The sequence below is a fragment of the Providencia sp. PROV182 genome (assembly GCF_028480325.1).
Classification (GTDB): domain Bacteria; phylum Pseudomonadota; class Gammaproteobacteria; order Enterobacterales; family Enterobacteriaceae; genus Providencia; species Providencia hangzhouensis.
Window position 1 is genome coordinate 37,867 of record NZ_JAMPOL010000033.1, and the last position, 14,083, is coordinate 51,949.

14 protein-coding genes are annotated in these 14,083 nt (G+C 41.0%); 7 read left to right on the top strand and 7 right to left on the bottom strand.

Going from position 1 to position 14,083, the window contains the following annotated elements:
- Positions 1-156 precede the first annotated feature (156 nt).
- The 4 genes from PR834_RS19965 to PR834_RS19980 form a co-directional block, all read right to left on the bottom strand.
- Positions 157-882: an amino acid ABC transporter ATP-binding protein gene (locus PR834_RS19965; RefSeq protein WP_004257041.1), complete on the bottom strand. Its 726-nt coding sequence runs from the start codon at positions 880-882 to the stop codon at positions 157-159.
- A complete protein-coding gene (gene gltK, locus PR834_RS19970) occupies positions 879-1,556 on the bottom strand; it encodes a glutamate/aspartate ABC transporter permease GltK (protein WP_036958176.1) in 678 nt (225 codons plus the stop codon). The genes PR834_RS19965 and gltK overlap by 4 nt, the downstream gene beginning before the upstream one ends.
- A 4-nt stretch (positions 1,557-1,560) precedes the next feature.
- Positions 1,561-2,301 carry an amino acid ABC transporter permease gene (locus PR834_RS19975; protein WP_094961800.1) on the bottom strand — a complete coding sequence of 247 codons (741 nt, stop codon included), beginning with the start codon at positions 2,299-2,301 and terminating at the stop codon, positions 1,561-1,563.
- 115 nt (positions 2,302-2,416) lie between these two features.
- The gene (locus tag PR834_RS19980) at positions 2,417-3,310 is read right to left on the bottom strand and encodes an amino acid ABC transporter substrate-binding protein (RefSeq protein WP_004908948.1); all 894 of its coding nucleotides are present in this window, start codon (positions 3,308-3,310) and stop codon (positions 2,417-2,419) included.
- Positions 3,311-3,890: 580 nt separating this feature from the next.
- Between PR834_RS19980 and PR834_RS19985 the strand changes: the two genes are divergently transcribed.
- The 5 genes from PR834_RS19985 to PR834_RS20005 all read left to right on the top strand — a co-directional run bounded on the left by PR834_RS19985 (position 3,891) and on the right by PR834_RS20005 (position 8,725).
- Positions 3,891-4,301, top strand: a complete 411-nt coding sequence (locus PR834_RS19985; protein WP_112307277.1) for a metal resistance protein — start codon at positions 3,891-3,893, stop codon at positions 4,299-4,301.
- A 48-nt stretch (positions 4,302-4,349) separates the two neighbouring features.
- Entirely contained in the window at positions 4,350-6,422 is a 2,073-nt protein-coding gene (locus PR834_RS19990; protein WP_272536878.1) for a protein-disulfide reductase DsbD family protein, read from the top strand.
- On the top strand, positions 6,419-7,150 hold the full coding sequence (locus tag PR834_RS19995) for a DsbA family protein (RefSeq protein WP_110591314.1): 732 nt from the start codon (positions 6,419-6,421) through the stop codon (positions 7,148-7,150). The genes PR834_RS19990 and PR834_RS19995 overlap by 4 nt, the downstream gene beginning before the upstream one ends.
- A gap of 436 nt (positions 7,151-7,586) precedes the next feature.
- Positions 7,587-8,087, top strand: coding sequence for a redoxin domain-containing protein (locus PR834_RS20000; RefSeq protein WP_110591315.1), 501 nt, complete (start codon positions 7,587-7,589; stop codon positions 8,085-8,087).
- Positions 8,088-8,197: 110 nt separating this feature from the next.
- Positions 8,198-8,725: a protein K gene (locus PR834_RS20005; RefSeq protein ID WP_096864955.1), complete on the top strand. Its 528-nt coding sequence runs from the start codon at positions 8,198-8,200 to the stop codon at positions 8,723-8,725.
- Positions 8,726-8,773: 48 nt separating this feature from the next.
- Here PR834_RS20005 and PR834_RS20010 read toward each other — a convergent pair whose 3' ends face one another.
- Positions 8,774-9,487: an NUDIX hydrolase gene (locus tag PR834_RS20010; protein WP_004257005.1), complete on the bottom strand. Its 714-nt coding sequence runs from the start codon at positions 9,485-9,487 to the stop codon at positions 8,774-8,776.
- A 151-nt stretch (positions 9,488-9,638) separates the two neighbouring features.
- On the opposite strand from PR834_RS20010, the gene PR834_RS20015 reads away from it, so the two are divergent.
- Positions 9,639-10,658 (top strand): SPFH domain-containing protein, encoded by a 1,020-nt coding sequence (locus tag PR834_RS20015; RefSeq protein WP_004257001.1) that lies wholly within the window; start codon positions 9,639-9,641, stop codon positions 10,656-10,658.
- The gene (locus PR834_RS20020) at positions 10,658-11,581 is read left to right on the top strand and encodes a sugar kinase (protein WP_272525642.1); all 924 of its coding nucleotides are present in this window, start codon (positions 10,658-10,660) and stop codon (positions 11,579-11,581) included. Before PR834_RS20015 ends, PR834_RS20020 begins: the two co-directional genes overlap by 1 nt.
- Before the next feature lie 46 nt (positions 11,582-11,627).
- On the opposite strand, the gene lnt is transcribed toward PR834_RS20020, so the two are convergent.
- Together lnt and corC are read right to left on the bottom strand one after the other, a co-directional pair.
- Positions 11,628-13,157: an apolipoprotein N-acyltransferase gene (lnt, locus tag PR834_RS20025; RefSeq protein WP_165880278.1), complete on the bottom strand. Its 1,530-nt coding sequence runs from the start codon at positions 13,155-13,157 to the stop codon at positions 11,628-11,630.
- Positions 13,157-14,041, bottom strand: a complete 885-nt coding sequence (corC, locus tag PR834_RS20030) for a CNNM family magnesium/cobalt transport protein CorC (RefSeq protein WP_036958175.1) — start codon at positions 14,039-14,041, stop codon at positions 13,157-13,159. Before corC ends, lnt begins: the two co-directional genes overlap by 1 nt.
- Between the last annotated feature and the right edge of the window lie 42 nt (positions 14,042-14,083).

The following is a 14,083-nucleotide window of genomic DNA, read 5'->3' on the forward strand; positions in this document are numbered from 1 at the left end:
CAGGATATTTTACGCTGATAACCAAACAACTTAACTAAAAAGTTTGTTAAATGGTAGTGGTTTATTGATCTATTTCGAATTCAGGTTGTTGTTGTTGATTTATTTGCTAATAGCGCAGTGATAAGACGAGGGAGCTAATGAGCTCCCTCTTGAATATTAATGGAGGATTTTTGCGAGAAAATCTTTTGCACGGTCGGATTGTGGGTTAGCAAAAAAATCTTCTTTTTTACTGTCTTCAACTATCTTGCCTTCATCCATAAAAATAACACGATTAGCCACTTTTTTGGCGAATCCCATTTCATGGGTAACCACCATCATGGTCATGCCTTCATTGGCTAATTCAACCATAACATCAAGCACTTCGTTGATCATTTCTGGGTCTAACGCTGAAGTAGGTTCATCAAATAGCATAGCGATAGGATCCATACACAGTGCTCGAGCGATAGCGACACGCTGTTGTTGCCCACCTGAAAGCTGAGCTGGAAATTTATTGGCATGGCTGGATAAACCTACGCGTTCCAATAATTTCAAACCTTTTGCTTCCGCTTCTTTTTTATCGCGGTTTAATACCTTAACTTGCGCTAATGTCAAATTTTCAATAATCGACAAATGAGGAAATAGCTCGAAGTGTTGGAATACCATCCCAACTTTAGAGCGAAGTTTTGCAAGGTCAGTTTTTTTGTTATTAACTTGAATGTCATTCACAAAAATCTCACCCTGTTGAATCGGCTCTAAACCATTCACTGTTTTTATTAATGTGGATTTACCAGAACCAGATGGCCCGCACACAACCACAACCTCACCTTTTTTAACTTCAGTTGTGCAGTCTGTAAGCACCTGAAATTGGCCATACCATTTGGATACATTTTTCAGGGTTATCATGAAACAGTCCTTTTCTTAAGATAATTCACTAACATAGAAGCGCCAAAACTGACAATAAAGTACACCAGACCCGCAAACAGTACCATCTCTACTTGTGTCCCATCACGCTCACCAATATTGGTGGCGGTACGGAAAAAGTCTGTCAAACTGAGCACATACACGAGGGATGAGTCTTGGAACAGCACAATCCCTTGAGTTAACAACAATGGCACCATGGCTTTAAAGGCTTGCGGTAACACCACGAGCCGCATAGTTTGCATATTTGTCATTCCCAAAGCTAACGCCGCAGAGGCTTGTCCTCGTGAAATACTTTGAATACCAGCACGAATAATCTCAGAGTAATAGGCCGCTTCAAAAAGAGAGAAGGCTATCATTGCAGAAATTAAACGAATATCATTTTTTGGTGATAAGCCTAGAACATTTTGTAATAAGCTAGGTACGATTAAGTAAAACCACAGTAAAACCATAACCAACGGAATAGAACGGAATGTATTCACATACAAGGCCGCAAACCAGCTAATTGGTTTGAATGTGGATAACCGCATCACGGCAAGGACGGTACCCCACAAAATTCCGACCACTATCGCGGTTAGTGTGATTTTTGCTGTGACAATAAAGCCATCGATTAAAAAGGGCATACTCGGAGCAATTGAGCTCCAGTCAAATTCATACATCATTTTACCGCCCTCCAAGAGTGCCAGGTAAGCGAACTTTGCGCTCTAATAACGTCATCAGAATCATGATAATGACGTTAATACCGACATAAGCTAACGTAATTGCGGTAAAGGATTCCCATGCGTGAGCAGAATAGTCCAATAGCTTTCCGGCTTGTGCTGCCATATCGACTAAGCCAATGGTTGACGCAATGGCTGAGTTTTTAACCAAGTTCAACATTTCTGACGTCATTGGTGGCAAAATAACCCGATAGGCATTGGGTAATAGAACATAGCGATAGGTTTGTGGCAAAGTCAGCCCCATTGCGAGTGCGGCACTTTTTTGCCCTCTAGGTAGTGACTGAATGGCTGCGCGCACTTGCTCAGTCATCCGCGCTGCGGTGAATAACCCAAGGCAAAGCATTGAGGAAATAAAGAATTGATAGTTAGGGGCTAAATCCATTTTAAACCAATCCCCGATTGAACGCGGGAGAAGTTCTGGAATAACTAAATACCAAGTAAAAAATTGTACAATAAGCGGCACGTTACGGAATAATTCTACGTATGCGGTACCTAAAAAAGCTAAAAAACGGTTAGGTACTGTACGTAAAATACCGAAGAATGAACCGACTAGAAATGCAATAATCCAAGCGCAAATAGAAAGTGTTACGGTGACTTCGAGGCCAGATATTAACCACCCTAAGTAGGTGGTATTCCCAAATGGGGCTTCCTGAAGGAAAATCCCCCAATTCCAGTTAATAGACATGATATTGACTTCCTGTGGGCAATGTAATTCCCGAATACTGTCGTAAGAGAGGATGCAAGGCGGGGAACGACCGCCTTGCAATTCTTACTTCAGTAATACCCTGTTTGTCTTTTTATTAGTTTAATGCTTTGTCATTTGGTTCTTTAAATAAGGCTTTCATTTCATCGGACAAAGTAAATTTCAGGTTCAGATTTTTTGGTGGAATAGGCTGATTGAACCAGCGGTCAAAGGATTTCTCTGCGACCCCCGAGGTCTGTGCATTCGCAATGGTTTCGTCGATAAGCGCTTTAAATTGAGGATCATCTTTACGCAACATACAGCCATAAGCTTCTTCAGTTTGCGGTTTGCCAACGATTTCCCAGATATCCGGTTTTTTCGCTTTTGCTCGCTCACCCGCTAACAATGCATCATCCATCATAAAGGCGACAGCACGGCCTGACTCCAAGGTACGGAATGAGTCACCATGGTCTTTCGCGCTGATAATGCGCATTTTCATATTTTTTTCATCATTCAACTGATTCAACAGAATTTCAGAAGTCGTACCTGAGGTCACGACAACATTTTTACCAGCTAAGTCAGCAAAGTCTTTTACACCGGAATCACCTTTGGTGAGTAAGCGTGTCCCGACCACAAAGATAGTGTTAGAGAAAGCCGCTTGTTTTTGTCTTTCTACGTTATTGGTTGTTGAACCACATTCAAAATCAAATGTGCCATTTTGCAGGAGTGGAATACGGTTTTGTGATGTAATGGGAATGAGTTTGACTTGCAGATCAGGCATGTTTAATTTTTTCTTCACTGCATCAACAATGGCATTTGAATAATCCTGCGAGTAACCAACCACTTTCTGGCTATTATCATAGTAAGAGAACGGTACGGATGATTCACGATGACCAACAACTATTACACCGTTGTCTTTGATTTTTTTCAGAGTGCCGTTTAATTCTTCTGCTTGGACTGCGCAGGTTGCACCTAAAATCATCATCGATAATACAAGTTTACTTATACGCATAATTACAACTCCTTTAGAACATCGGTGTAAACCCGTTGTAATTTTAAGGGGTCATCACGAGATAACGCCTGAATTACTGTGGCTTTGTAGTGTTGTGTTTGCAAATATTTCGCAGATTTAGACAATGCCGCGATTATCCGCTATATGTTTTATTGTTGTTAAAAAGTAATTAAATTTGTTAATTAATGAAAACAAATTGTTTCAATTTCGGGAGCTGTCTCGCATATTATTTGGGTAATTTTTGAATTACCGCACTAACATGGTGATTTGCCACTTAATATTGTCCTAAACTGATAGTCACGCACTGTTAAGGTGCAATCTATCTTCATTTCATGTCATATATTGGATAAAGCAATTTACGTGCCTAGTTTTGATGGAACTGCATTTTTGTTCATTGGGAAGAGAATAATATTTGTAAAGTTAGCTGATGACACTTGTACGGAATATTTTGCTGTGTAAGATGTAACCTCTATTTAACTTATAGACGGTGTAACGGTATTAATCAAAGACTGGTTTTTATCGTTATGGTTATCAAAGTCGCATAATTAGTATTATTTCAGGAAGTTATACCAAGGTGCGCATGAACAGGCATTTAAAATTAGGTAAAGGATTAGTGATATTCGCCTGTCTGATGGTATTGATTTGTATGAATCAACGCGCCGTCGGAGAGCGTCTGCTCGCCAATTTTTTTGTGCCCGACGTCTTAGCTCAAGTGCAAATTAATACTGGAGCTAACCTTTCCTATATCGAACAATCACAAGTAAAACAAGGTGATGGCAGTAGTACACATCTTTCTAGTTGTGAACTGAGCGCCAAGTCATTAATGACTTTGTTACCTGCTGTGCTTGAACCATTCTTCTTTATGCTCCTTACTTTGGCTGCGCTAACTTTATTTTGTACTAATCTATTTATATCTAGAGCAAATAATGAAGAGAAGCATGCCCCTCCAAGAGTCAGAAGACACTTACAATTTTGTAATCTTCGGAATTAACACACAACGAATAGGGATTCGTTTGTGTAATTTATTCTGGAGGAAACAATGCGTTTTTTAATTAATTCATTTTTTATATTTTTTGCACTATTTTCGAGCAGTTTATACGCTGCAGATACGGGGTGGTTGCAACCTGCGAATACGGGGTGGATGAATGACAACACTCCACGGCATGCGCAGGTCAGGTTATTAAGTTCAGCACAGGAAAATGGCAAAATTGAGGTTTTGCTTGATGTGAAACTTGATGAGGGGTGGAAAACCTATTGGCGCTCGCCAGGCGAAGGCGGAGTAGCGCCTGAAATCGTATGGTCGTCACCTGTTGAATCAACGGATTGGCAATGGCCAACACCAGGGCGCTTTGATGTCGCGGGTGTTTCAACTCAAGGTTATATGGGCGATGTGGTTTTCCCCATAACAGTAACAAGTAATGAGAAGTTGGACAAACTGGCAGGAACGTTAACATTATCAACATGTAGTAATGTTTGTATTTTAACCGATTACCCATTTGAGCTCGATTTAACAGAACCTGTTCCTGCTGACTTTACTTGGGCGTTTAACCAAGCCAAAGGTGCGGTTCCACCATCAAGTGGTTTAGTTGAGCAAACCAAAGTTGGTTTTGCTAATGATAAGCTAATCATTGAATTACAAAAAAACACAGGGAACTCGTGGGAACAACCGAACATCTTCACTGATGTGGTTGAAGGGGCGGCGTTAGGCGTACCTGTAATAGAAACATCAGGAGAACATTTAACAGCAACAATAGATGTTGGTGATGATTGGGGGGGCGAGTCTCCTGATTTAACCGGAAAAACCATTTCTTTTGTGGTTTCTGATGGTGACATTTCCCAGCAAATTAGCCATCAAGTTAGCACATTTACTGGCACAATAGCGTCAAAAGTGAGCGGTGCTTCTTTATGGCAAGTAGTGTTATTTGCACTTTTAGGTGGCTTGATCCTTAATCTAATGCCATGCGTTCTTCCTGTACTCGCCATGAAACTGGGCTCAGTCTTAATGGTTCCGCAAGGTGAGCAGAAAACCATTCGTCGTCAATTTTTACTGTCTTCTTCAGGGATTTTGGTTTCCTTCTGGTTACTCGCCTTACTGATGACCTTACTGCGGGTCGGTCAGCAAGCCGTTGGCTGGGGTATTCAGTTCCAAAACCCGTGGTTTATCGGCTTTATGGTGGTGGTAACGGCGTTATTTACTGCAAATTTATTTGGTTTATTCGAAATCAACCTTGGCAGTAAGGCTAATACACGCTTGGCGACCGCAGGTGGTCATGGCAATAGTAGTCATTTCTGGCAAGGGGTATTCGCGACATTGTTGGCAACGCCTTGTTCTGCACCATTTTTGGGCACAGCCGTGGCCTTTGCACTGGCAGCGCCAATGGAAGAGTTGTGGTTGATCTTCACGGCATTAGGTGTCGGAATGAGTTTGCCTTGGCTATTAATTGCCGCTTTTCCTGTTATTGCGAGGTTGTTACCAAAACCGGGTATGTGGATGCTCAAATTGCGTGCAATACTTGGAGTCATGATGCTAGTTTCCAGCTTATGGCTAATTAGTTTATTAATTCCGCATTTTGGTGTCTCTACTTCGACCTCGATTGCTGTCATTTTCTTAGTGTTATTAGTGGTCTTTATCGCGATAAAACGTGGTGTAAGAGCAGCTATCTTGCCATTTATATTATTCGCTGTTTTTGCTGGTGGATTTGTTTGGATGACGCAAGAACAGCACTCTGGTAGCCGCTCTCTCGTTAAAGATACGGTGAATTGGCAACCGCTAACTGAACAGGCAATTGCTGATGCGCTAGCGGATAATAAACGCGTATTTATTGATGTTACCGCGGAATGGTGCGTAACCTGTAAGGCAAATAAATACAATGTATTGCTAAGAGATGATATTCAACAGCTGCTTAGTGAACCTGATGTTGTTGCTTTACGTGGTGATTGGACGAAGCCTTCACCTGAAATTACGGCATTTTTACAAAAACGTGGGCAGGTCGCTGTTCCATTTAATCAAATCTATGGCCCTAACTTGGCCGAAGGCGAAGTACTTTCAACGATACTTGATCGTGAATCGCTAATATCCGTTATGAATCAGGCCAAAGGAGCCACAAAATGAAAAAAACAATTTTAGCTGTTTTATTTTCGTCACTAATGATTGGATCAGTAGCACAGGCGGCACCTTTGAGTGCAGACCAAGAAGCACAAGTGCGTAAATTAGTGCGTGATACTTTGGTTGAAAACCCAGAAATTCTCGAAGAAGCTATCGTTGCCCTGCAAGCCAAACAAGGGGAAAAACAACAAGCCCAAATGAAAGAAACGTTAAAAGCGGAGCACGATGCTTTATTCAATGACCCAACCAGCCCGCGTATCGGTAAAAAAGATGCCAAGTTAGTTTTGGTTAACTTTACTGATTTTAACTGCCCATTCTGTAAGCGTTTCGACCCACAACTGATGGATCTTGTGAAAAAATACCCTGATGATGTGGCTGTGGTAATTAAATACTTACCATTTAAAGGCCAGACTTCAATGGATTCAGCTCAGTTAACCATGACACTGTGGCAAGAAGACCCGAAAGCATTTGAAGCTTTACACCATAAATTTATGCAAAAACAGGGCATGCTATCAGATGCAAATATCAAAGATGCTCTCAAAGCCACTGGCAACGATAAGCTAAAAGCGAGTGATAAGAGCCGCGATGGTATTCGTACCAATATGATATTGGCAGAAAAATTGGGTGTGAATGGTACCCCAGCAACATTGGTGGGTGATGAAATGATCCCAGGTGCTATTGATGCACAGCAGTTTGAGGCGGTAGTGAAGGAGCAGCTCGCTAAGCTCAAATAATCCTCGTCATACTTCGTGCTGTGGCGTTGTTGGCTTCGCTTACTAACCCTAGTCACATACTTATGTATGCTCCTAGGGCTTAGTTTCACTCGCCGCCTAGCCTCAACACGAATTATTTAGAGGATAGATTGTGCCTCGTCATACTTCGCGCTGCAGCGTTGTTGGCTGCTCTCGACTACGTGGGTCACATACTTGTGTATGCACCCCACGATAGTCTCGTTTGCCGCCTAGCCACAACGCGAATTATTTAGAGGATAAAGATTAAATAATCCAAACTCTAGAATGAGAGGATAAAGATTAAACAATCCAAACTCTAGAATTAGAGGATAGGAAAACAAATATTTAATTAAATGCTAAAGCATTCATTTTAAGTGGATGTTTTGGTTTCTTACATCTTTGATTTGTACTATTTGATAACAAATAGGTAAGTAACTATATGAATAAAATAAAAAAGTGGTCTAAAGAAATTATTGTTTTGGCAATTATTTTATTTATTGCCTTTACGGTGATGGATTTATGGCGCAAACCACAAACCCTTGCGCCCGTATTATTGGAGCAGCACACTCTAGTGAATGGTGAGAGCGTTTCATTAGCTGAGTTAAGTAAAGAAAAACCGATTCTAGTGTATTTTTGGGCAACTTGGTGTGGGGTATGTAATTTGACTTCGCCAACGGTATCAGAGTTAAGCCAATCAGGTATGCCAATTATTTCGATCGCGATACGTTCAGGTGAAACATCTCGCTTAATCAAGGGAATGGAAAACAAGGAATTAACGTTTCCTGTGATTAACGATACCAGCGGTCAGCTTTCCAATGCGGTTGGGGTCAGCGCAACTCCCACATTTATGGTAATTGATAACGGTGAATTAGTTAGCTTTACATCGGGTTGGACTAGCTCTTATGGTCTAAAAATGCGTATGTGGTTGGCATCCTTTTAACTTTCCACCATCCCCTTTGACCTAAAAAAGGGGACTTTTCTGCCTATAAGTTTAATTTATCATTATGGTAAACTCATTCGGCTATATAAATAATAAAATAGGTGAATGGGATGGCTATGTTTAAAAAAGTGGTTGGATTATTTTTAGGCGCGGTATTAATCACGGGATGCTCCCCTGATGTGGAAGAAAAAACGACAACTAAAGAACCATCAGGAACAATAGAAAATTCAAAAATAGAACAGCGTTATGATGAAATAAAAGCTAATTCAACAGAAGATAAAATCAATGCGTTTAATGCAAAAGGAGATGATGACCCAACGATGTTACGGGGCATTTTTCTATCTGACATGGCGGAATCATTGCCTATGCTGATTGATGACGTAACACTATTGACGGAAGTGACTGCTAAAAATGGCATGTTATTTTACCAATACACTATCAAAGGGATCCCTGACAATATATTGGAAGGTGATAGCTGGCAGCAAAATATGCGTGAGATTTTAAATCGCAACTATTGCGGTAAAAATGCAGGTATGGATATTTTGCATGAAATGTTTCCCGAAGGCATTACGCATAATTATCATAAGTCTAACAAACTCATTTTTACCTATATTGTTACCCCTGCAATTTGCCAATAGCATTCATTGGAATGCCTGATAATATTTGTTTATCAGGCATATCAATGATTAGAATTCTAAATTACGAATAAAACGGTAGTCCGCTGATTGTGGTTTTAAACGATACAAATTAGCGGGTCGGCCACGCTCGTGGCGTTTTTCTCCGGTATCAATTAACAAATCAGCTTGTTCGAGTCGGCGCCTAAACGATTTATTTTGTAAAGGCTTACCAATCAAAACTTCATGGACATGTTGTAGCTCTGCTAAGGTAAAAACGTCAGGTAATGCAAAACCTGGAACTATCGAATAGAGTGATTTTTGCTTTAGGCGCTCTCTCGCTTGTTGATAAAGTTTGAGGTGGTCGAATGCAAGAGTCAGTTGTTCAATTTCATCAATAGAAACCCATTTTACAGAATCCACGGTATCAATATGGGCTTCGCAGGCTTGGTAAGCAATTAGAGCTGTGTAGCAAACAGTGACAGACCAGCCGCGAGGGTCTCGTTGGTGGTTTCCTTCCGTACAAAGTTGCTCAACATAAGGAGGAATAACTCCTGTTTTTTCTTTTAGTTTACGTAAAACAGTCTCTTCTAAGGTTTGATCATTTTGCTCATCAATAAATCCTCCCGGTAAGCCCCATTTCCCTTTTTCAGGGAAACTTGCTCGCTCAACCAGTAATACTTTCAACGTGTTTTCATGGTAAGTAAATAAAACGGCGTCGACAGTGAGTAAAGGCGATAAATAATCTTTTCTGTCATAACTAGCAAGAAACTCTTTTTCATTCATATTGTTACCAATCAACGCTAAAGATGAAGTTTAGGGTTAAATCATACAGGTAAAAATAGTTATTGTCATTAAGACATTTAATACTTGACTTGTTTATGTCTATAAGACAATAATTAATTAAGGTCATAAAGACAATAACGAGGAATCCACTATGATTAACTTTAAATATTTCAAAGCAGACTCATCAACTTTTGTTATTCAATCGGTGAATGGGAAAGTGCGTAAGCAAGGTAAGGGGCTCAGTTTTTGGTATAACTCCGATAAAACATCCATTGCGGCACTTCCATTAAATGCCCAAGAAGCCCCATTTATTTTTAATTTACAAACGTCTGATTTCCAAAGTTTACGTATCCAGGGGCAAATTTCTTTTCAGGTAAAGCAGCCGGAAAAAACCGCGGACGTCTTAAATTTTAATTTATCTAAGGATGGGAAAAGCTATTCTTCTGAAGATCCCCTTAAATTAAGTGACCGAGTTGTGCGAGCAGCTCAAACAGTGATTCAAGCCAAAATACAAACTACTTCATTGCGAGATGCATTATTGATTAGCCAATCATTAGTGATTTTGGTGAACCAGCAATTAGCAGAGCAGGCGGTTATTGAGTCACTGGGAATTGAAATTTTGGATGTTTCTATTTCTGCCATCGCACCATTACCTGAAACGCTCAAAGCGTTAGAAGCACAAGCGAGAGAATCTATACTGAAAGAGGCTGATGATGCCATTTATGCAAGACGTAAGTTTTCTGTAGAACAAGAACGAACAATTAAAGAAGCTGAATTAGAAACAGATTTATCTGTTCAGGCCAAAGAACAACAAATTGAAGAGGCTCGTCTTGATAATGAGCGAAAAATATTGCGAGAGCGAGCCGAAATAGAGCAAGAAGAGTTAATTGCACAAGTAAGTGCAGAGGCAAAACGCAATGAGCTGGTTGCGCTTAGTGTTGAAAACCAGCGTATACAGTCTGATGCAGATGCTTATTCCATTGAATCTAAAATGAAAGCTTACAGTCAATTACCCGTTGAAAACTTAAAAGCGTTAGCGTTGGCTAAAATGGGACCTGAGCAGCTGATGGCAATGGCATTCGAATCATTGGCACAAAATGCTGGAAAAATTGGTGAGCTCAATATATCGCCTGATTTATTTAGCCAGTTAATGAAAAAAGGAGGTAAATAATGCAAAGGAATAATGACGTGCGATTTGTATTAGTCATGCGTAAAACGCGTTTACAGGAATTGATTGAACGCTTTAACACCTGGCCTCAAGCCAAATTTTACTTGGAGCACAACCATGTTGAAGTGAGCGATTATTTAAATGAGCATGATTTATATCACCGCCAATTAGTGCAAGCCGAATCGGTATTGAAATCATTGGGTAGATTTCAATTATTGGAACGAAAATTATTGCCTAGTTACCAATTTTCTAAACAGGATATTGTTGTTGTCATTGGCCAAGATGGTTTAGTGGCGAATACCTTGAAATACTTAAATGGACAACCCGTTATTGCTATTAACCCTGATCCTGAAAGGTGGGATGGCCAACTACTTCCTTTTGAAATAGGCCAATTGCAGGAAGTCGTGATAAATACCTTAAAAGGAAAAATAGAGCAAAAAATAGTGACTTTTGCACAAGCTACAACCAATGATGGGCAATCACTATTAGCGGTAAACGATTTATTCATTGGCCCGAAAAGCCACACTTCGGCACGCTATTTATTGAACTGGAATGGGGAACAAGAGTTTCAATCATCTTCTGGAATAATTATATCCACAGGACTTGGGTCAACGGGGTGGTTTCAATCTATTTTAGCGGGAGCACAGGCCATTATGGGAGTAAGTACTCACCCGTTGGCAAAAGGATTTGGTTGGGGGGAAAGTAAATTACAGTTTAGTGTTAGGGAGCCATTTTTAAGTAAAACAACAGGAATCAGATGGGTATTTGGCACGATTGAGCCGAGTCGCCCGTTAGCTGTTGAGTCATTAATGCCCGATAACGGCGTTATTTTTTCTGATGGCATTGAAGATGATTTCTTACAATTTAATTCAGGCTGTATTGTGACGGTGAAGATTGCGGACACACAGGGGTTATTGGTTGCTTAGCTAATTCCCCACCTCATTTACAGGTACCGAGGTGGGGTCAACATCGTTACTTTTGACGTCTATTCATAGCAAAACCAAGAATACCAAACATAATGGCGATTCCCCACATTGGATGATTACTCCAACGTGCGTAAGGGGTTAGCCCTGTTGTCGGTGTGACTTCAGTGGCAAGAGTCGCTGTTTTAAATTGTGGTAGCATATCTTGTATTGAACCATCCGCACGGATCACCGCAGTTATCCCGTTATTAGTGGAACGTAATAATGGGCGTCCCAATTCTAACGAACGCATACGTGCCATTTGGAAATGCTGCCATGGGCCGATAGATTGGCCAAACCACGCATCATTTGAAACAGTAAGTAAGTAGTCGCTATCAGGTTTAAAATTATCTCTGACCTGTGTACCTAAGATAATTTCATAACAAATAGCGGCAGTGAGGTGAATATTCCCTACAGCGAGTTGGGCTTGTTGGTAATCACCACGGCTGAATCCAGACATCGGTAAGTTAAAAAACGGTGCAATAGGGCGCAGGATATCTTCTAATGGAACAAACTCCCCAAATGGCACTAAATGATGTTTGTTATAACGGTTTTTTGATGGGTAGAGATACGGGTTTTTATCCCCTAATACAATAATCGTATTAAAGAACTCATATTCCCCATCCATTGGCCTTGCATCAACGATCCCTGTGATTAATTGAGTGTTCGAAGCCGCTAACAGCCGGTCGAGGGATTTTAGCCATGCTTGGTTATCCAGTTCAACAGAAGGTACGGCAGATTCAGGCCAGATAATTAGCGATGCTTTACCAATATAAGGACGAGATAACTCCATATAGGTATCTTTGGTTTTCTGTAAAAAACTGGCTTCCCATTTCATTGATTGCGGGATATTACCTTGAACTAATGCCACCTGCATTTTGTTGTCTTCAAGCGGGGTAAACCACTGAATATTTTTGGCAACTAATGGGGCAAACAGTAAAACTACCGCTGTGGCTAATGCAATAAAGCTACGACGTAGGATAGCGAGCGCTAACAAACCACTAATGCTAAATAATAGCAATGTGATCATTTCGACGCCGAATATTGGAGCGAGCGATTTCATGGGGCCATCAATTTGGCTGTAGCCAAATTGCAGCCATGGGAAACCAGTGAGAACCCAACCACGTAAAAACTCAGTGACTTGCCACAGGGCAGGAGCAAGAAATACTAAACGCCAAATATTGGCATGTGGGGCAAATTTAGCCATCAATGCCCCAAAAAGCCCTGTATAAAGGGAAAGGTATGCTGCCAAAAGAATGACAATAAAGACGTTAACAGGCCCTGGCATCCCCCCAAAATCCGCGATACTGACGTAAACCCAGTTAACGCCACTACCGAATAAGCCAAATCCCCAAGCGAAACCGATAGCAAAAGATTGCTTGGCTGTGCGCTGCAAGGTCAGTAATTGGAGAAAAAGGATAGAAAGAAGTGCGGCAGGCCAGATGTCAAAAGGCGAAAAAGCCAGCGTTCCACTGGCTCCGAAAATTAAAGCCAGCAGTAACCGCAACCGCTGACTTTGATAAATAGACGTTGAGTTCATTAAGTCTGTTCTTCTTCCAAAGTTGGAACTGGCGCGTCGTCTGGAATTTTCACGTGAAGCAGAAGGATCCGGCGACTATCTGCCATCGCAACTTTAAATTGATAGTTGTCAATTGTGATGGTTTCACCACGAGAAGGTAGATGACCGAAGGCTTGCATAACGAGGCCACCGACCGTATCAACCTCTTCGTCACTAAAATGAGTCCCAAAGGCTTCATTGAAATCTTCAATCTGCGTAAGGGCGCGCACAGAATAAGAATGGCGGCTAAGTTGACGAATATCAACATCGTCTTGGTCGTCGTATTCGTCTTCAATTTCGCCCACGATGAGCTCTAAAATATCTTCAATAGTCACTAGACCAGAAACACCACCAAACTCATCGATAACGATAGCCATATGGTAGCGTTGAGAGCGGAATTCTTTGAGTAGTCTGTCTACTCGCTTACTTTCAGGGACAACAACCGCTTGGCGTAATACCTTATCGATACTAAAAGGCTCAGCGTCAGTACGCATAAATGGCAGTAAATCTTTTGCCATTAATAACCCTTCGATATGGTCTTTATCTTCACTAATAACAGGGAAGCGTGAGTGAGCCGAGTCAATAATGACATCAAGGCACTCATCAAGCGTTTGGTTACGTTTTAAGGTAACAATTTGGGAACGCGGGATCATAATGTCGCGCACACGCTGATCCGCAATATCCATTACCCCTTCAAGCATTTCGCGGGTGTCAGGATCGATCAAATCGTTCTGTTCAGAGTCGCGGATTAATTCGACCAAATCATCACGATTTTTAGGTTCACCATGGAATAGGTGATTTAACAGTGCAAAGAACCCTTTCTTAGGACCAGGGTTATCGCTACTCGAAGAGTTATCGTCGCTCATGGCGGTTAATTTTTTTTTCCTCAAAAAATACTCGTCATACTT

Bases quoted from the DNA above. Each gene is read 5' to 3' on its own strand.
- PR834_RS19965 (WP_004257041.1), bottom strand. From the start codon at position 882: ATGATAACCCTGAAAAATGTATCCAAATGGTATGGCCAATTTCAGGTG.
- gltK (WP_036958176.1), bottom strand. From the start codon at position 1,556: ATGTATGAATTTGACTGGAGCTCAATTGCTCCGAGTATGCCCTTTTTA.
- PR834_RS19975 (WP_094961800.1), bottom strand. From the start codon at position 2,301: ATGTCTATTAACTGGAATTGGGGGATTTTCCTTCAGGAAGCCCCATTT.
- PR834_RS19980 (WP_004908948.1), bottom strand. From the start codon at position 3,310: ATGCGTATAAGTAAACTTGTATTATCGATGATGATTTTAGGTGCAACC.
- PR834_RS19985 (WP_112307277.1), top strand. From the start codon at position 3,891: ATGAACAGGCATTTAAAATTAGGTAAAGGATTAGTGATATTCGCCTGT.
- PR834_RS19990 (WP_272536878.1), top strand. From the start codon at position 4,350: ATGCGTTTTTTAATTAATTCATTTTTTATATTTTTTGCACTATTTTCG.
- PR834_RS19995 (WP_110591314.1), top strand. From the start codon at position 6,419: ATGAAAAAAACAATTTTAGCTGTTTTATTTTCGTCACTAATGATTGGA.
- PR834_RS20000 (WP_110591315.1), top strand. From the start codon at position 7,587: ATGAATAAAATAAAAAAGTGGTCTAAAGAAATTATTGTTTTGGCAATT.
- PR834_RS20005 (WP_096864955.1), top strand. From the start codon at position 8,198: ATGGCTATGTTTAAAAAAGTGGTTGGATTATTTTTAGGCGCGGTATTA.
- PR834_RS20010 (WP_004257005.1), bottom strand. From the start codon at position 9,487: ATGAATGAAAAAGAGTTTCTTGCTAGTTATGACAGAAAAGATTATTTA.
- PR834_RS20015 (WP_004257001.1), top strand. From the start codon at position 9,639: ATGATTAACTTTAAATATTTCAAAGCAGACTCATCAACTTTTGTTATT.
- PR834_RS20020 (WP_272525642.1), top strand. From the start codon at position 10,658: ATGCAAAGGAATAATGACGTGCGATTTGTATTAGTCATGCGTAAAACG.
- lnt (WP_165880278.1), bottom strand. From the start codon at position 13,157: ATGAACTCAACGTCTATTTATCAAAGTCAGCGGTTGCGGTTACTGCTG.
- corC (WP_036958175.1), bottom strand. From the start codon at position 14,041: ATGAGCGACGATAACTCTTCGAGTAGCGATAACCCTGGTCCTAAGAAA.